The following is an 18,832-nucleotide window of genomic DNA, read 5'->3' as shown; positions in this document are numbered from 1 at the left end:
GTCATATTTCACGACCGACAGTAGGGCTACTGTTTATAATTCTACTTCAATGTCTTCAAAATAGATCTTTTTTGCTCCTTCAAGCGTGCTCACCGTCGCAAACGGGTGAAATATAAGTTTAGTTGCCTGTGGATCAATGTTATGGATGGTTGCGCTCCATTGCAGATCCTCCCGAGTTATAGCGCCGCCCTCAGTATATCCACCGTTATAAGGAACTTCGTATTCATTCCCCAGATCATCCGTCGCTCTCAGCTCCGCTTCGACTGCCGACCAATCATCCAGCAATGCAGGATCGACTAATTGCTGATAGTAGATATTGAAGGTTAACGGTGTCTTTCTCACTTCCTTGAATAGGATTGCAACACCATCTTTTTCAACTTGCTTATTCAAGGTCTGAACTTCGGCTTCGATTCGCGGTAAGGAGAAATTAAGCTTCCAGTCGCCATTCACTTCTTTTTTATCGCCACGCAGCATTTTTGGCTCCCAAACGACGTTCACCTCATCGGGTGTATCCGAAAACCGGGGGGTGACAGTCATAATGCCTACATAGCCTAATCCCTTCACCTTCTCAAAGGAGGCACCGGCATTTCCGGCGGGTATGCCATCAACGGATGGCCAGCCGTCGAAAATTAAGGACGAGCCATAATTTTTATTTGTTTGTAGCGTCACTGCTAAAGTGATGGTCGTCCCATCGAACACCCCTTGGTCGATATTGATTAAAACACCTTTATCTTCAGCAGTACGGCCGACATCGGTCGCAAGCTGTCCAAACTCTTTATAGGCCGGTTTACTCGTTGAACCGAAATAGTCGAATACATTCCCGATGACCGGTAGTTGGCTAATCATATTTGCCATCGCTGGATTCAACATTACCGTCCCGCCCAAAATACTAATTGCCAATGTGGCGGCAAGTATATATCCAGCGCGTTTTTTACCAGCCCTTTTTCGGGATGGAGCATTCCCTTTGAATGAATTCTCTATGATTGAATCCAGCTTCTCACTTGGTACAGCGATTGATTCCATTGTGTCTTCAATAACTTTCGTTTCGTCTTTCATCTATATATACTCCCTTCATTTTTGTTTTCAACAGGGCGAGACCCCTATGTAAGTTCGTTTTGACAGTACCTTCAGGGCATTCCAGTATATCTGCAATCTGACTGACTGTGTAATCATAATAAAAACGCAATACGAGAACGGATTTATACTTTTCATCTAGCTCATAAAGGACATTGGTCAAATCCAGTTTTTCTTCAATGGAGCCTCCAATCTCTATAATGTCAGGAATTGAATGGCTTTCCATTGTAACAATTTTTTTGTTTTTGCGGATTTCCTTCAATGAAACATTAATGCAAACCCGGGTAATCCACGTACTGAAATAATCGGGATTCCTAAGTTGATGTATGGATTCAATAACTTCCAATATAGTTTGCTGAAGTACTTCCAGTGCATCATGTTCATTTTTCATGTAAATGAATGCCATTTTATACAGCTTGTCTTTCTCATCTCTCAGAAGCAGTTGCAATGCATTCTGATCCCCTTTGATCGCTTGCTTTATAAGCCTTTCCTTTTTCGGCATGGAATCACCACCTTCTATAGATTAGGTGAACGGGTTGGATAAAACGTTTCAACTTTTTAAAAACAGCTACGGAATTATAACAATAAATTAAGTGGTTCCTAAGTCCCGAAATGACAATAACTATTGGGAAATGATCGATAACTTCGGGGAAATAAACGATAACTCTCTGCAATTGATTCATATCTGCTGGGAAATGACCGATAACCTTTGGGAAATGATCGATAAAGCACAGCAATACAAAAAAGCCCTTAGTCAAAAGACTAAGGGCACCATCTTACTTCGTATAGTTATCAAAATATCCTTGAATGAAGATAATCGGAGTTCCTTTATCGCCGCTGCCTGATGTCAAATCGGATAAAGAGCCGATGAGGTCAGTCAGTTTACGAGGAGTTGTCCCTTGGGATTCCATCGAGCCGACGAGGTCTTCCTCTTTATTCTCAATGAATTCATTGATCGCTTTTTTCAGCTCTTCACCACGTAAATCAGCGAAGTTATTGTCTGCAAGGTATTTCAATTTGATTTCATTCGGTGTACCGTCAAGGCCTGCTGTGTAGGCAGGTGACACGACTGGATCTGCGAGTTCCCAGATTTTTCCGACTGGGTCTTTGAACGCGCCATCGCCGTACACCATGACTTCAACCGTTTTTCCGGTCTTTTCCTTCAATTGAGATTGGATCGTATCAACGATTGGCTGGCAATTGCGTGGGAAAAGCTTCACGCTGTCTTCTGTTGCCTTATTGGAGCCGAGCAGTCCGTATGCTTCGTTAAAACCGCTGCCATCGACAGATTCAGCAAGGATGTTATCGAGGCTGTAAATCTTCTCGCCGCCGTTCGCTTTCAAGATGCGTTTCGTTCTTTGGCGCGTATGGATATCACAAGTGAGCACGTCTTTCGTGTAATCAAGAATCGTCTTCGCATTGTTCGAGAAGATGACTTCGCATTCCACACCGTATTCTTCAATGATTGATTTATAATAGTCGATGTAATCGACTCCAGTGAATGTATGTTTATTGTAGCCAAAGTGACTGCGGAATTCTTCTTCATTCAATACGTCTGTCCAAGGGTTTACGCCCTTTTCGTCGAGTGTGTCGATATCAACAAGGTGATTGCCGACTTCATCGGATGGATAGCTGAGCATCAATACGATTTTCTTTGCAGCACCTTTCGCGATTCCGCGGAGACAGATGGCAAATCGGTTACGGCTTAAAATCGGAAAAATAACGCCGATTGTGCTATCGCCGAATTTCGATTGTACGTCTTTTGCAATATGATCGATTGTCGCGTAATTGCCTTGCGCGCGAGCTACGATGGATTCCGTGACTGTGACGATATCTCTATCATTGATAGTAATTCCTTCGACTTCCGCCGCTTTCAACACGCTATCCACGACGATTTCTTCAATATTGTCCCCTTTATTGATAATTGGGCAACGAAGACCTCTGACAACCGTTCCTACTACTCTTTCCAATGTTATCGCTCCTTATCGGTATAACTTAACTGACGATCTACTTGTACTATACTACCGTTTGATGGTATAAGTAAAATTAATATCTCTAATAATGGGTATAAGAGGTGATTATATGGTTAGTAAATTAGATTTGTACCGCATTTTTTGTGTCGTCGGCAAAAAAGAAAGCTTTTCAGGGGCAGCGAAGGAACTTTTCATGACCCAGCCTGCCATCAGCCAATCGATTATGCAACTGGAACGAGAGCTTGATACGCGACTCTTCAACCGGACGCCTAAAGGAGTTACATTAACGAATGAAGGAAGCCTTCTTTTGGAGTATGTTAATTCAGCCATCAATTTAATCGAAATCGGCGAAGAAAAGATTGCCGAGTTCAAAAATCTGACGACTGGTGAACTGCGGATTGGCGTCGGAGATACAATTTCGAAGTACTTTCTCCTGCCCCAATTAGAAGCCTTCCGCACTCGATACCCGAATATCAAATTAAAAATCGAAAATGGCACGACGGATGAACTTATTTCTTTTCTCAAGTCGGGAGAAGTCGATATCGTCGTCTGCAATTTGCCTGTCAGCGACACTTCGTTGAATGTAACATCTTGCATGGACATCCATGATACGTTCGTCTATGGCGATAAATACAGGAAACTGCTTGCAAGACCGGTCGGATTCCGGGAACTCGCCAAGCTGCCGCTCATTTTCCTTGAACCGAGTTCGAATTCGAGAAAATATGTCGAGGAGCATTTCTTATCCGAAGGCGTGAAAATATCGCCTGAATTCGAATTGGGCTCCCATGATCTTGTCGTTGAGTTTGCAAGGATGAACATGGGAATTGCCTGTGTTACAAGGGAATTTACGAAAGATTATTTGGATAGTGGGGCACTTCATGAAGTTCAGTTGACCGAGCAGATTCCGCATAGGAGCATCGGCGTCTGTTCATTGAAAAGTGTTCCGCTCTCACCGGCTTCGACGAGGTTTTGGGAGCTGTTGGTAGGGGATAAAAAGGATACCTTTTAAATTAAGGCATCCTTTTTTACATTCAATTTGCTACCATTTTTTTCTTCCAACTTGGATCTTCACTTTCCAAAGACACTTTTTCAGGTTTCACAACGAGAATACTAATGAGCGTCGCTACGGTGAAGAGGGCCATAATGACATATAACACCGCATCGTATGATTGTGTCTTTTCTAGAATGAAAGCACTCAATTGATTTCCCGACAACCCGGCCAGTGCCCAAGCGGACAAAGCCAAGCCGTGCACAGTTGAAATCGTATCCAAACTAAAGCGATCAGATAACAGTGGTGGCAAAGATGAAAACCCTCCACCATAACCTGCATTTACGATACAGAGCAAGGCGATAATGAGAATTGCCATGGAATTCCCCATACCATCAAGCAAAATGGTAAGTAGTATAACTGTTATCGAGGAAATAAAAATAATTTTATAGATTGAGTTCCGATCTTTTAATCGGTCACCCCACGAAGAGAAGACAATTCGTCCACCTGCATTGAAAATAGCTGTTAAAGAACTGACTAACCCAATCGCTCCAAATCCAATGAACGCCAAAATGCCTTTTTCCTGTGAAATCAACGCTAATCCACATGTAATATTAATATAGAACATAAGCCAAATACCGATGAATGTTTTACTCGTTAACACTTTTCGATAGCTAAAGCTTTTGGCTTGCAAACTTTCTTCCTCATATCCAACCGGTTTTTTTAGAAGCAAGTGCCCAATCACCATCATGACTAAATAAATGCCTGCTAAAATATAAAACATTGTATATATATTTGCAGCACTAACCAAGGTACCCTCACTGTTTCGATCTCCAAGCAACTTTTCCATTAAAGGACTAGCAATCACTTTAGCTAAGCCAAAACCTGCAACAGCAAGGCCTGTTGCTAAACCTTTTTGCTTCTGGAACCAAAGCATTAATGTTTTTACCGGTGTTAAATAACCGATGCCAAGCCCAATTCCCATTACAATCCCATAAGAAATATAAATGCCTATTAATGACTTTTGATAAATGAAGAATCCTGTTCCTGCCATTCCTGCAACAAAAAATAAGGCTGACAGTAGGGACGACTTATGTATATCTTTCTCGACCAATTTTCCGCCAAAAGCTGCCGACATGCCAAGGACAAAAATCGCTAAACTAAATGCCCATTCCACTTGCCCGACAGGCTTCTCGATGTAATTGGCGATGTCGTTTTTGAACAATGACCAACAATAAACCGTACCAATACTACAGTGGATTAATAAAGCGGGAAGTACAGCACGCATCCACTTATTCTCAAATCTCTTCAAAGTATAACTCCCTTTCTTTACAACTAATTAAAAACACGAACGATTCAATAGAAGTAAATATATTAGTTCGATTTTCAGTTAAATATATTAGTATTTTAGGTGCGTTATAAGATAAATGCAATCTATTTACGAAAATTAATTAAGTGATTATGTTTTCTGTATGAAAATAGCGGGCGGAAATTTTATTGGGATAATTACCATATCCAAGAAAACTCCGTTACAATTAAAGATGGAGTGATTATGAAAAGGGGGAACCAGTAGTATGTTTGCTTATAAAATTGATGAGAATACAGAATTGCGTTTATTGGAAGTAAGACATGCCGAACAGCTATTTCAAGTGACAGACCAATCAAGAGAGAGTCTCCGTGAATGGCTGCCGTGGCTCGATTTTACAAGGACGGTTGCAGATTCGAAGAATTTCATCAGTAGTACATTGCAGCAGTTCAGCAGAAATGACGGCTTCCAGGCGGGCATCTGGTATAAAGGGGAGCTTGCCGGGGTGATCGGCTTGCATGGCGTTAATTGGTCAAACAAATCGACATCGATCGGCTATTGGCTAGGAACTAGCTTCGAAGGCAAGGGGTTGATGACGAAAGCTTGCAAGGCGGTTGTCGACTATTGTTTCAATGAATTAGAACTGAATCGGATTGAAATCCGTACGGCGACTGAAAATGTAAAAAGCGCAGCCATTCCACAACGGCTCGGCTTCAAACAGGAAGGCCGTTTGCAACAAGCGGAGTGGCTGTATAATAAGTTTGTCGATCATTATGTGTTTGGGTTGGTGAAAGAGGACTAAAAAGCGGAGGACAAGCGATGTCCTCCGCTTCATTTCTTATATTTCAATAATAAAAGGAAGAATCATCGGTCTTCTTTTCGTTCGGGTATAAAGCAGCTTTTCAACCGCTTTCCGGATAGCATGTTTCAAGTCGTTCCTTCGATAGCGGGTCGATGGTTTTGCTTCCTTAATCGTTGAAATGACTAGCTCATTCACTTCCTTATAAAGCTCATTCGCATCGCGTTCGTAGACGAAGCCGCGTGAGATTGTATCCGGATCTGAAATCATCCGACCGTCCCTTTTGCTCATCGAAACGACGATGATGAGCATTCCTTCCTCGGAAAGCAGTTTACGGTCCCGCAGGACGACCTTTCCGACATCCCCTATGCTGAGTCCGTCCACAAAGACATTCCCTGCTTCCACATGCCTCGTTTGACGTGCGACTCCGTTTTCAATATCAACGACATCGCCGTTATTCAAAATGAAAATATTATCCCTTTCCAAACCGACCGATTCAGCCATTTCGCGATGCAGCTGCAACATGCGATATTCACCGTGGATCGGTATGAAATAGGTCGGTTTCATTAACGTAAGCATGAGCTTTAACTCTTCGCGATACGCATGTCCGGAAACATGCATGCCGGTTGCACCGCCTGTCCCATAAATGACGTTCGCTCCGAGACGATACAGATTATCGATAATGCGCGACACGCTTTTTTCATTCCCTGGTATCGGGCTGGAAGCAAAAATGACTGTATCTCCAGGCAGGACAGAAACTTGGCGGAAATTATTGCTCGAAAGGCGCGATAATGCTGCCATTGGCTCGCCTTGGCTGCCTGTGCAAATGATGACGACGTTTTCAGGATCCATCTGATCGACTTCCTGCTGTTCGATCAGCATTCCTTCAGGCATCTTCAAATACCCAAGCTCATCGGCGACTGCAACGACGTTCACCATACTTCTGCCAAGCAAGGCGATTTTCCGGTTCGTCATTTGCGCAGCTTCAATGATTTGCTGAATACGATGGACATTCGAGGCGAACGTCGAGATGAATATTTTGCCTTCCGCTTTCCGGAAGGCATCCATAATATGCCCGCCGACAACCCGTTCGGACTGCGAAAAGCCGTGACGCTCCGCATTCGTGCTTTCAGATAATAAAAGCAAAACACCTTTTTTCCCGAGTTCAGCCATCTTATGAACATCCGCATACTCGTTGTTCACAGGCGTTAAGTCAAACTTGAAATCGCCCGTGTGCACTACCATTCCTTCTGGCGTTTCAAATGCGATGCCAAGACAATCAGGAATACTGTGATTCGTTTTGAAGAAAGTGGCGGACATTGCTCCGAGATCAATCGTCGAATCTCCGTTGATTAATGTAAGCTTCGTTTCTCGAAGCAGCCCGTGCTCTTTTAATCTTAACTCGATCATTCCCAGTGTCAGCCTTGTCGCGTAGACAGGAACGTTTAATTGTTTGAGGAAATACGGAATGCCGCCGATATGGTCCTCATGACCATGAGTTACGATAAGTGCACGAACGTTTTCCCGGTGTTCGCGCAAATAGGAAATGTCTTGGATGATGAGGTCGACGCCCAGTAAATTCTCATCCGGAAATTTAGAACCGCAATCGATGACGACGATATCGTTTTCATATTGAATGACGTACATATTTTTCCCGATTTCATTAATGCCGCCTAACGCAAAAACCGCTAATTTTGTGTCCACAACGATGTCCTCCCACACTAATAATGAAAAAAGGGCTGTCCCGTCATATCGACAGAGACAGCCTTTACTCCGAAAGTAGGATTCGAACCTACGGCCTATCGGTTAACAGCCGATTGCTCCACCGCTGAGCTATTTCGGAAAGATAGTAGCACACCTATCATGTGCAAAATTCGGAGGATTATTCATGTTAATTTCAATAAAATTTCGGACAGCAGAAAGTTATCTATTGAATAGGCGAAGTTATCCATCGAATAAAGGGATTTATCTATTGAATAGCTGCAGTTATCTATCGAATAAAAGAAATTATCTATTGAATACCGAAAGTTATCACCGAATCAAGACTAAAGCACCAGAAAAGCACCTCCAATCCCGAATCGGAGGTGCTCATAAGGCAAGATTAATGTTTATCTAATCGAAAGAGGACATTAAAGCCGAAGAAAAGGACACCCAACACAGTCATCACACCGCCCAACGTTGCAAACAAGAAGAAAATTTCCGGTCCACCGAGAATTGCTGTTGCAATGCTGATCATCATAATTGGCAAACCGATATTATGAAGCCAAAAGTGAGCCTTTGCCAAGCCAGACTCTTCCAACCTCGGGTAAAGATGATAGAATACTCCTGCTAATGCCAAGGAAACCCATCCGACCAAATTCAAATGGACGTGCACAGACGTTAAGGTAAACACATGCGTAAATGACATGTATAAACCAAAAGAAATGCCGATCATGAAATAAACGACTGAAATCTTCATTAACATTTTTCCCATTTCCTCACACCTCCTTCCAACATAGAAATCTTTCTATAATATTCTATGTTGGACTTTCGTTTTGAAATGAGGCTGTATGGGAGGAAATTTCACTTCACATCCGTCCGGATCGGATGATTGTGTAAATGAGAAAAAGGAACATGAGAGATGCAATGATGGAACCGGCTTCGATGATCGGGAACTGCCAAAGCATGTTCGCTTGGCCGGCGATTGCCGAGCCGATAATCAAACCGACCATTAAAATGCTGAAGGAAAGCAGAATGATGCTGAAAGAAAGACGATTGCTGATCCGGTCGAGCCTGCGCAGAAAGACTTGCACTTGCTGGACGTTGATGTCGAGCTGAAGCTTCCCTTTTCGGATCGTCGTCGCAATCGCTTTCAAATCTTTTGGTAGATTGGTAAGGATTTCAATGTTTTCAACAAAGTCTTTCCATGAATTCTCCAGTAGATTTTTCGGATTATAACGCTCCCACATCAGTTTCTTTCCGAAAGGCTCGACCGCTTCCATGATGCTCAACTCGGGATCCAGCTTCGCAATGAGCCCTTCAAGTGTAAGAATCGCCTTGCCTAAAATTGAAATTTCCGAGGGAATGATAATATGATGTCGATAGGCGACTTGAAACAGTTCGACGAAGATTGCGCCAAGACTCACTTCATCAAACGAAACATCATAATAGCTCGTTTGGAGATCGTTCACGTCCCTCGTAAACGCCCGCATATCCGTATCCTTTGAAAGTATGCCCATCGCGGAAAAGGTGTCGATCATGTCCTCCGTACTACCCTCACGCAAATGGATGAGTAGTGTCGCGAAGTGGTATTTCAAGTCATTATCGAGCCTGCCTACCATACCGAAATCCAAATATGCGATGACATTGTCGGGGAGAATGTAAATATTCCCCGGGTGCGGGTCACCGTGGAAGAAACCTACGTCTAGGATTTGATGGAACATCGAATCAACGATGCGTCGAGCAATCAACTTTCGATCATACCCGCCGGCGTCCAGCTTTTTTAAATCGCTCACTTTCACGCCGTGGACCATCTCCATTGTCAACACCTTGTCCGTCGAAAAATCCCAATGGACTTTCGGAATATGAACATAAGGATTCTCCTCGAATTGTTTCGCGATGCGCTCGCCGTTGCGCCCTTCTACACGGTAATCCAGTTCATCTTTCAATGACCTCGAAAATTCGATGATCATATCGCGGAGATGATACGTTTTTGCCCAATCGGTATTATCTTCGAGAAAGCGCGCCAAATCGCTTAATATGGCAAGGTCGGTCTCTACATTGGGCCGGATGTCAGGTCGCTGTACTTTGACAGCCACTTTTTCACCGTTTGGCAAGTGGGCGGTATGCACTTGGCCAATCGAGGCGGTAGCTAACGGCTCTTCATCAAAATGGCTGAATAAGCTTTCAAGAGGCTCCTCCAATTCAGCTTCAACAATTTCGCGGATCTTACTGAACGGAACAGAAGCAACGTGATCCTGTAATTTTTCAAGCTCAAAAGCGATTTCCGGCGGAACAAGATCTCGCCGAGAGCTCGCAATCTGTCCGAGCTTAATGAAGGTCGGTCCCAAATCCTGCAACGCATGCCGAAGTTTGACCCCGGCATCTTGCATATTCATCTCGTTTCCATTGTCCGTTGACGAGCCCTGATTAGTTAGACCGAGCCGGAAAAGAAAATGGCTGAATCCATTCCGTAGAAACACATTAATAATTTCTTGAAACCGTTTCGTATGTCGGATGCGTATCTTTAACAAATCCATTCCTCCAAATCTATGCCAGCCTTTTGCCTATCCATATACCCTTTTCGGATTAATAGTAGCCATGTATACTTCCATCTTGTATGTGGATAAATGGTACACTAGATAGACTTAATATATAAAAGTAGGGATTCAATTGGACATTTTATTATTCATCGCAATCATACTTCTGGCTTCCATCCTGCAGACAGGGACGGGATTCGGCTTCTCTATCGTCGCGACGCCGTTTCTTCTGTTATTATTCGATGCGCGGGACGCAATCCAAATCAATCTGCTCTTATCATTAGTCATCTCGTTAGCAATGTATCGCAAGGTAAGAGGGGATATCGACAGGGGCGTCATGAAGCGTTTTATAGGTGGAAGCGTCATTGGCTTGCCGCTCGGAATAATCGTATTCCTGCTCGTCGATATTCCGAAATTAAAGCTTGGCATTGGCATCGTCATTCTTCTATTGACTGTCCTTTTACTTCTCAAGCTACGAATTAAGCAAAAGCCGAACAGGGACGTCGCTATCGGTGGACTTTCCGGATCATTGACAACGAGCATCGGCATGCCAGGACCGCCATTGCTGCTCTATTTCTCAGGCACGGACACATCGAAGGAAACGTTGCGCGGCACGACGCTCGTCTATTATTTATTCATCTATTCCATCAGTTTGCTCATTCAGATTATTTTCGCTGGTACGAGTACGACAGTATGGAAATCCAGCCTTTTTGCGCTGCCGCTCGTTTGGCTCGGACTCTACGCGGGCCAGTATTTATTCCTAAAGGTTAATCAAACTGGTTTCCGCATCTTCATGTACATCATCTTAATATTTACAGGAACTTATTTGCTTGTAAGCAGCTAAAAGAATCCGATGCCGAACGCTAAGAAACCAATAAGAAAAGGGCTGGCCCGTGGCCAGCCCTTCATTTATCAATAAACCTTATCTCCATTGAAGATGGAATTCTTTACGACGACATAGTCGACTGTACGGATTGCATCCAATTTCGTTCCACCTGCATACGAGATGGATGATTGAAGATCCTGTTGCATTTCAGTCAATGTGTCTTGCAGTTTACCTTTGTATTCCACATGCATTTTCTTGCCTTCGACGTTTTTCTTTTCACCTTTTTGGAATTCTGAAGCGGAGCCAAAATACTCTTTGTACAACTTGCCATCCACTTCAATCGTCTTGCCTGGCGATTCTTCATGTCCAGCGAAAAGAGAACCGATCATGACCATGGAAGCACCAAAGCGAACCGATTTCGCAATGTCGCCATGTGTACGAATACCACCGTCAGCAATGATTGGTTTTGAAGCAGCTTTTGCGCACCAGCGGAGTGCCGCCAACTGCCAGCCGCCAGTTCCGAAACCTGTTTTAATCTTCGTAATGCACACTTTACCTGGTCCAATTCCTACTTTAGTAGCGTCAGCACCAGCATTCTCAAGCTCACGAACTGCTTCCGGCGTACCGACATTACCGGCAATGACAAACGTTTCCGGAAGATGCTTTTTCAAGTGTTTAATCATATTGATGACTGCATTGGAATGACCGTGTGCGATGTCGATTGTCACGTAGTCAGGGATAAGCTGTTCTGCTGCCAACTGCTCAACGAATCCGTATTCTTCCTCTTTCACACCGACACTGATTGAAGCAATCAAACCACGGGTATGCATATCTTTAACGAAGTCAGCACGAGTTTCAGGATTGAAACGGTGCATGATGTAGAAATAACCGCCTTCCGCCAATTGGATGGCGATCTTTTCATCGATGATCGTTTGCATGTTCGCAGGGACGACAGGCAATGCAAATTTATGTTTACCTAACGTAACAGAAGTGTCACATTCTGAGCGACTATTTACAATACATTTAGCGGGAATCAATTGAATATCTTCATAATCAAATACTGTATCCATACATTACACTCCTAAAGGCGAATGATATTTTTTATTTCAAAGTAATTGTTCGTACTTTTGTAATTTACATCATTTTTGTCTTTTCGTCAACTCAAAAAGTAAAATATATTCCATTATAAGGGTGTTCACCGGGTGTATAGATGATATGATGGGTGAAGGTTTTAAAATTTGCAGAAGGAGATCGGTCGTATTGAGGCTGTCTTTAAAGTATTTAATAGGGCTGGTTGCATTCTTATCAGTAGTATTGACATTGGCAGCTAGCATTATTTCAGGTTATCGCGTGGAACAGCAATCATTGGTCACGAGTACATTGGAAACAAATCGTGCATATGCGGTGAAAATGGCACAATCAACGGAGTCATATTTGGAGATGACACTGCAATCGATGGAAGCAAGTGCTCATCAGATTGCGCCTTATATAGGTCAAGAAAACGTTGAGCAGATCCTACTTGATGAAGCAAATCGGATGAAAACACAGACGAACACATTCAATTCGGTTTCAATTGTCGATAAAGATGGTGAAATATTAGCTGCTTCTCCGGAGACATTAAACTTAAAGGGGAAAGAATTGAACTCGGAAGGCGGTCTTGAAGCGCTGAAGAGACAAGAACCTTACATCTCACAGCCTTATATAGGATTAACGGGACGCTTAATCATTTTCCTTTCCTATCCGATTTTTGGCAGCGATGGCGATTATCTAGGCCTTGTCGCGGGAACCGTTTATTTGAAGGAGGAGAACATTCTCCAACAAGTATTAGGCGAACATTTTTACGAGGACGGCTCGTATGTCTATGTTGTCGATAAAAGCGGGCGTATCATCTATCATCAGGATCCTAGCCGAGTTAATGATATTGTGCTGGAAAATGCCGTTGTTCAGCAATTAATAGCAGGCAAGAGTGGTGCAATGGAAGTGGTGAATACGGAAGGGGTCGATATGTTGGCAGGCTATGCGACGATTCCGATGGCCGATTGGGGCGTTGTCTCACAGCGTTCAAGGGAAGTCGCCTTAGCACCGTCCATTACGATGATAAAGGAAATGATTTTGAAAACAGCCCCATTCGTGCTTATCTCACTCCTGGTCATTTTTTTGATATCCAAACACATTGCACAGCCTTTGACAAGACTTGCGGCGTTTGCAGAGTCTAGCACTGCAAACAACCAAGGGGAAAAGATTAATGACGTGCACGCTTGGTATTACGAAGCGATCCAATTGAAAAAGGCATTGAATAACAGCTTGAATTTCTTTATTCATCAATCAACGGTCGATCCATTGACAAAGCTGATGAACCGTCGGGTTATGGATGCTCATTTGGAAAAATGGACAGAGCAGGAGCGTCCTTTTGGATTGCTTATTTTTGATATCGATAAATTCAAGCGTGTCAATGATACATATGGACATGCTATGGGTGATGAAGTGCTGAAATACTTGGCGGCCTCAATGCTTGAAGTTGCTCGGAAAGAAGATGTATGCTGCCGTCTCGGAGGAGAGGAATTTGTCATGCTGTTGCCGGATACAAATCGGCATGAGACTTACCAAATGGCAGAACAACTACGAAAGAAGCTGGAAAGTACAGTCAGTCCTTGCAAGGAAGTAGTGACGATTTCTATCGGGAGCGCAATATTCCCTGAAGATCGAGCGCGACCAGCGGAACTGTTGGAGTTGGCGGACCAATGCCTGTACGAAGCAAAACGGACAGGGCGCAACCGTACGATTGACTGTGCATCACTAACTATAGGAAAGCATTAGGAGGGCACAATCATGCAATATTCGAAATCGAAAATGGAACAGCTCGTGAAAAACAATGCAGAATTGACACAACGGCTGAAACAGATCATGAAGGAACACGAATTGGAAAAAAGCTTTGCTTTGAAAGCACTGTATCACGCTGAGGTGAAAGAAAGCGGCAGGTTCATGAAGGACTATCAGGAGCTTTAATTGAAAGAGCGAAAGAACGGCAGCGTCCAGAGAGCGTTGCCGTTTTCTTGTAAGTTTAATGGGGAGTGGATGTAATGAAAGATGAGAGAATCGAACGTATTGTAGGTTGCATGGCAACCATCGGTGGAGACAATGAAATACAGCGCATCCAGACGAAGCATCGGCTTGCACTAGTGGATGCATGGGGAATCCAAGAAGGAAGCCGAGTACTTGAAATCGGCTGTGGTCAAGGGGATACGACCGCTGCCCTGGCGTATGCAGTAGGGGAAAAGGGGTTCGTTCATGGAATCGATATTGCACCGGCAAGTTATGGCGGGCCGATTACACTTGGGGAAGCACGCAGCCATTTGTTGAATTCTCCTATGGGCGATAGATTGAAAATCGATTTTGAAGTAGATGTCCTTTCGAATGAAGTTGATTTTTCGCCAATGTCATTTGACTATATCGTCTTCTCGCATTGCGCGTTTTATTTACAATCGGCGGAAGAGCTTGAGGCTATTTTAAAGAAGGCCCGCAAATGGGGAAAGCGGTTATGTTTTGTAGAATGGGATACGCGCATTCAAACGATAGAACATTATCCTCACCTTTTAGCTGTCCTTATCCAAGTGCATTATGAATGCTTTAAAGAAAGCAGCCATTCGAATGTAAGGACTTTATTTACGCATGCCGATAGTTTGCGGATTGCAAAGGAAGCCGGCTGGAAAATAGCACTGGACCAAATTATTCAATCCCCTGAATTGCAAGATGGTCAATGGGAAGTTGAGATGACACTGGAGGAATATGCAGGGGAGATCAATGATTTAGAAGTGCCGAATAAATTGAAAGCGCTTCTTCATTCAGAATTGACGCTACTAAAAGAGGTATATGATAAGAAAACCATTCAACCGTTATTTGTATTCACATTTGTTGCGGAATGAATGTTAAGTTCTTGAATAGGCAGCAGTGACACAAAATTGATGTGTCACTGTTTTTTTTGTCTGTACAAACAAAACCGATAGAAGTATTAAGAATTAAAAATCTATTGTGTTGATTAATGAGAACGTTTGTTTTATATTGATGGAAGGAGGTGGAAAGTTCGGCGTAAACTATTTAGATGGAAGAAGATACATCAAATAGAAGAAGGGAGGGAGTCAATTGCAAAACTGGAAAGAGAAATTGGAGGAAGTGCGCTTAATAGGATTGAATCAAGGCATCCGACAAGAGAAGGTTTCCACAGTGCTGACAATGCATGGCTTGGCTTTCTCCATAGAAACAATCGCCAAGTCGACGAGGCTTACTACGGAAGAGATTGAAGCCATTATTTTGGAAAACTGGCGTTAGGTATATAACTTATAAAAGGCCATTAAAAACAGTTGATTTTAGTGGCCTTGAATGCCTGACGCTTCTACATATATGATAAAACGTCTCCTTCAGTGATAAAATAGAAAATGCAAAACTTGTTCCTGAAAGGAGACAAGCAGATTGAGTATCCAATTAACACAAAATAAGATCATGGATCTGTGCGGCTCCGTTTCATTCAGACGGGGTGAGATGTTTAACCGTGCAGGAAAAGTGAACTTCACCCAATATAGAGATAACTATTGTGAAGCGACTGTGGCGGGGAAGGATGACTTCCATGTCACCATCGACCTTTCAAATGAGAAGCTTCAAACGGAGTGCGATTGTCCTGTCTTGCCGTTTTATAAATATAAATGCCAGCATGTCGCAGCTGTTTTAATTGCGATGAGGGAACGCGAAGGGACTGGGAGGCCGGAAATTGAGCCGGATTTGGCGGAAGGGCTGCTATCTCTTTTTAACGGTCAACCTCGTACGAGCGGGCATCAGCTTCATTTCGAAAATAGGGAAGTGCTGGAGCTGCTGTTTACGTTAAAACCCGTTGCCGCGGGAAAACAGCATATGCTCGGCATCGAGCTTGCAGTTGCAGAGATTCATGTGGAGGATATCCGACAGTTTTTGAAAGATGTTAATGAAGGGCAGGCAAGCCGTCTAACATCTGCATTCACTTTCGATTCCCAGCTCCATTGCTTCGTTATTGAAGCGGATGCCGTTCTACAGCAACTTATCGGCCTTAATAATGAAGAGAGGGCGTTTCGGCACCATTCTGTCAGCCCCGCGACATTGCTCATTCCGCCTTCCTTATGGAATAGACTTCTGCCACTTTTGAATGAAGCATCGGGTGTTGCATTGGAATGTGACGGTACAATAAGGGACTTTCACATAGCTAAAGATACTTTGCCTGTCAGGTTTCATTTCGAAAAAAAGCCTGAAAAGGGACATACATTGTCAATCGACGGGTTGGAACGTGTCCATGTTTTACAGTCTTATGAACTTGTTCTTTGCAACGGGCAATTATTTCAGTTGAGCGGTGAAGACTGCAAACGGTTAGCAGATCTCCAACAAATGATTGCAACGTCAGGCACTCGTCAGCTGCCGATTTCGAATGAGCAAATCGGCTTTTTCATCGAAAAGGTCGTCCCGGGTTTACGGAGGATTGGCGAGGTCCATCTCGATGAAACGGTACTGGATCAGCTTGTAAAATCACCGTTGAAGGCGAAATTATATATCGATCGAGTGAATAACCGATTGCTCGCAAGTCTCGAATTCCAATATGAACATATCGTCATGAACCCTGTAACAGAAAGGGATTTGCCGGCAGGCTCCTTGCTAGTTCGCGACTTGGAAAAGGAAGAGGCAATTCTTCAGTTAATGGAAGAAAGTTCATTTGCTACGACTGATGAAGGTTATATAATACACAACGAAGATTTGGAATATGAATTTCTCCACCATATCCTCCCGAAGCTCCAAAAACTTGTCCAAGTGTATGCAACGACAGCGATTAGGAACCGGGTTTTCAGAGGAAGTGCGCGTCCGCGAATCCGGGTGAAGGCATATGAGGATCGAACGAATTGGCTTGAATTTAAATTCGATATGGATGGCATTCCGGATAAGCAAATACGAGAAATCCTTGAAGCGCTAGAGGAAAAAAGGAAGTATTACCGTTTGCAGAATGGAGCTCTTCTTTCATTGGAAACAAAGGAATTTGAGGAAATTCAACGGTTTTTGAATGAAATTCCCGATGGTCTCGATGCCTTGGAAAAAGGGTTGAACATTCCGATGGTGCGCGGAATCCGTTTCTTGGATGCAGTCGGCGACGATGAAATGTTTTCCGTCGAGGACTCGGCCCGCCAGTTTTTTGACCGTCTACTAAATCCCGGAAATTGCGCGGAAGTTCCAGAGGCGTTGGAAACGGTATTGCGCGATTATCAAAAAATAGGTTTTCAATGGATGAAAACGATCGCTGGCTTCGGCGTGGGGGGCGTGCTTGCGGATGATATGGGACTCGGCAAGACATTGCAGAGCATTGCGTTCATCCAGTCAGTGCTTCCCGAAATTCGTGAGAAAAAACGGCAAGTCTTAATCGTCTGTCCCTCTTCCTTAACGTATAACTGGCTCAGTGAATTTCGGAAATTCACGCCTGACATTAACGCGGTCGTCATGGACGGGTCGAAAAAGGAGAGGGCAGAGAGGCAGAACGACGTGGAGAATAAGGATGTGTTGATAACGTCCTATCCGTTGATTCGCAGAGATATCCAATGGTTTGAGAAGCAAGATTTCCTGACTATCTTTTTTGACGAAGCGCAGGCGTTCAAAAATCCGTTTACGCAAACGGCGCGAGCGGTGAAAAGATTGCAGGCGGATACACGTTTTGCACTAACCGGAACGCCGATCGAAAATTCAGAGGAAGAACTTTGGTCCATCTTTCACGTCATATTTCCTGAGCTATTCATGGGGATGCAGGAGTTTAGTGAACTTACGCGGAAAGCGATATCCCGCCGCGTCCGCCCATTTTTGCTGCGGCGGATGAAAGAGGATGTGCTCGCAGAATTGCCGAAAAAAGTTGAAACGATGGAATCTGCGGAACTGCTTCCCGAACAGAAAAAGCTTTATGCCGCCTATTTGGCAAAGCTGCGTCACGATACGTTAAGACATTTGGATAAGGACACAATCCGACGGAATAAAATTAGAATTCTTGCAGGACTAACCCGGCTGCGACAAATCTGTTGCCACCCGGCATTGTTCGTAGATAACTACAAAGGCAGTTCAGCGAAGTTCGAGCAATTGAAGCAGCTGATTCAAGAATCGAAGCTGGCAGGAAGAAGAGTACTGATCTTTTCGCAGTTTACAAAGATGCTCGGAATCATCGGCAAGGAGCTGGCAATGAACGGAACTCCATTCTTTTATTTGGACGGCCAAACGCCTTCCGAGGAACGATTGGAATTATGCAATCAATTCAATGCAGGAGAGCGCGACGTGTTTCTCATTTCGTTGAAAGCGGGAGGAGCCGGCCTCAATTTGACAGGGGCTGATACGGTCATTCTCTATGATCTTTGGTGGAATCCCGCGGTGGAAGAGCAAGCGGCAGACCGTGCCCACCGCATCGGTCAACAGCAAACTGTTCAAGTGATCAAGCTCGTTGCGCGTGGCACGATTGAAGAAAAAATGAATCAATTGCAGGAGAAAAAGAGGAGTCTAATCGAGGAAATCATCGATTCGAAGGATGCTGCGAGCACAACATTAACTGAGGACGATATACGCGAACTATTGGAAATATAGAAGTATAG

Annotated in this window: 16 protein-coding genes and 1 tRNA gene; 8 read left to right on the top strand and 9 right to left on the bottom strand. The window is 43.8% G+C overall.

Annotation, left to right across the window (positions count from 1 at the left end; translation table 11 throughout):
- Positions 1–33 precede the first annotated feature (33 nt).
- The 3 genes from AC0L13_RS19870 to AC0L13_RS19860 all read right to left on the bottom strand — a co-directional run bounded on the left by AC0L13_RS19870 (position 34) and on the right by AC0L13_RS19860 (position 3,044).
- Positions 34–1,056, bottom strand: coding sequence for a DUF4179 domain-containing protein (locus tag AC0L13_RS19870; RefSeq protein WP_473642455.1), 1,023 nt, complete (start codon positions 1,054–1,056; stop codon positions 34–36).
- On the bottom strand, positions 1,031–1,576 hold the full coding sequence (locus AC0L13_RS19865) for a sigma-70 family RNA polymerase sigma factor (RefSeq protein ID WP_473642454.1): 546 nt from the start codon (positions 1,574–1,576) through the stop codon (positions 1,031–1,033). Before AC0L13_RS19865 ends, AC0L13_RS19870 begins: the two co-directional genes overlap by 26 nt.
- A gap of 274 nt (positions 1,577–1,850) precedes the next feature.
- Positions 1,851–3,044 (bottom strand): coenzyme F420-0:L-glutamate ligase, encoded by a 1,194-nt coding sequence (locus AC0L13_RS19860; protein WP_473642453.1) that lies wholly within the window; start codon positions 3,042–3,044, stop codon positions 1,851–1,853.
- A gap of 112 nt (positions 3,045–3,156) precedes the next feature.
- Here AC0L13_RS19860 and AC0L13_RS19855 point away from each other — a divergent pair, with 112 nt between their 5' ends.
- On the top strand, positions 3,157–4,056 hold the full coding sequence (locus AC0L13_RS19855) for a LysR family transcriptional regulator (RefSeq protein ID WP_473642452.1): 900 nt from the start codon (positions 3,157–3,159) through the stop codon (positions 4,054–4,056).
- 22 nt (positions 4,057–4,078) lie between these two features.
- On the opposite strand, the gene AC0L13_RS19850 is transcribed toward AC0L13_RS19855, so the two are convergent.
- Positions 4,079–5,347 (bottom strand): OFA family MFS transporter, encoded by a 1,269-nt coding sequence (locus AC0L13_RS19850; protein WP_473642451.1) that lies wholly within the window; start codon positions 5,345–5,347, stop codon positions 4,079–4,081.
- Between the two features lie 262 nt (positions 5,348–5,609).
- Between AC0L13_RS19850 and AC0L13_RS19845 the strand changes: the two genes are divergently transcribed.
- On the top strand, positions 5,610–6,143 hold the full coding sequence (locus AC0L13_RS19845) for a GNAT family N-acetyltransferase (protein WP_473642450.1): 534 nt from the start codon (positions 5,610–5,612) through the stop codon (positions 6,141–6,143).
- Between the two features lie 36 nt (positions 6,144–6,179).
- Here the strand turns inward: AC0L13_RS19845 and AC0L13_RS19840 are convergent, their stop codons facing one another.
- From AC0L13_RS19840 to AC0L13_RS19825, 4 genes are all read right to left on the bottom strand, one after another.
- On the bottom strand, positions 6,180–7,787 hold the full coding sequence (locus tag AC0L13_RS19840) for a ribonuclease J (RefSeq protein ID WP_473647170.1): 1,608 nt from the start codon (positions 7,785–7,787) through the stop codon (positions 6,180–6,182).
- A 124-nt stretch (positions 7,788–7,911) separates the two neighbouring features.
- Positions 7,912–7,983, bottom strand: a tRNA-Asn gene (locus AC0L13_RS19835).
- A gap of 258 nt (positions 7,984–8,241) precedes the next feature.
- Entirely contained in the window at positions 8,242–8,613 is a 372-nt protein-coding gene (locus AC0L13_RS19830; RefSeq protein WP_473642449.1) for a cytochrome-c oxidase, read from the bottom strand.
- Positions 8,614–8,707: 94 nt separating this feature from the next.
- Entirely contained in the window at positions 8,708–10,378 is a 1,671-nt protein-coding gene (locus tag AC0L13_RS19825) for an ABC1 kinase family protein (RefSeq protein ID WP_473642448.1), read from the bottom strand.
- Between the two features lie 133 nt (positions 10,379–10,511).
- On the opposite strand from AC0L13_RS19825, the gene AC0L13_RS19820 reads away from it, so the two are divergent.
- Positions 10,512–11,222 (top strand): sulfite exporter TauE/SafE family protein, encoded by a 711-nt coding sequence (locus tag AC0L13_RS19820; protein ID WP_473642447.1) that lies wholly within the window; start codon positions 10,512–10,514, stop codon positions 11,220–11,222.
- Positions 11,223–11,290: 68 nt separating this feature from the next.
- On the opposite strand, the gene guaC is transcribed toward AC0L13_RS19820, so the two are convergent.
- The gene (guaC, locus tag AC0L13_RS19815; RefSeq protein WP_473642446.1) at positions 11,291–12,274 is read right to left on the bottom strand and encodes a GMP reductase; all 984 of its coding nucleotides are present in this window, start codon (positions 12,272–12,274) and stop codon (positions 11,291–11,293) included.
- Positions 12,275–12,464: 190 nt separating this feature from the next.
- On the opposite strand from guaC, the gene AC0L13_RS19810 reads away from it, so the two are divergent.
- The 5 genes from AC0L13_RS19810 (at position 12,465) to AC0L13_RS19790 (ending at position 18,824) form a co-directional block, all read left to right on the top strand.
- Positions 12,465–14,021: a sensor domain-containing diguanylate cyclase gene (locus AC0L13_RS19810; RefSeq protein WP_473642445.1), complete on the top strand. Its 1,557-nt coding sequence runs from the start codon at positions 12,465–12,467 to the stop codon at positions 14,019–14,021.
- Between the two features lie 12 nt (positions 14,022–14,033).
- The gene (locus tag AC0L13_RS19805; RefSeq protein WP_473642444.1) at positions 14,034–14,210 is read left to right on the top strand and encodes a hypothetical protein; all 177 of its coding nucleotides are present in this window, start codon (positions 14,034–14,036) and stop codon (positions 14,208–14,210) included.
- 74 nt (positions 14,211–14,284) lie between these two features.
- Positions 14,285–15,127: a class I SAM-dependent methyltransferase gene (locus AC0L13_RS19800; RefSeq protein ID WP_473642443.1), complete on the top strand. Its 843-nt coding sequence runs from the start codon at positions 14,285–14,287 to the stop codon at positions 15,125–15,127.
- Positions 15,128–15,344: 217 nt separating this feature from the next.
- Positions 15,345–15,530 carry a hypothetical protein gene (locus AC0L13_RS19795; protein WP_473642442.1) on the top strand — a complete coding sequence of 62 codons (186 nt, stop codon included), beginning with the start codon at positions 15,345–15,347 and terminating at the stop codon, positions 15,528–15,530.
- Between the two features lie 141 nt (positions 15,531–15,671).
- A complete protein-coding gene (locus AC0L13_RS19790; RefSeq protein WP_473642441.1) occupies positions 15,672–18,824 on the top strand; it encodes a DEAD/DEAH box helicase in 3,153 nt (1,050 codons plus the stop codon).
- Positions 18,825–18,832 lie beyond the last annotated feature (8 nt).

This window comes from Sporosarcina sp. QA0331 (assembly GCF_055808055.1).
This window is presented reverse-complemented; position numbering and strand designations above follow the sequence as displayed.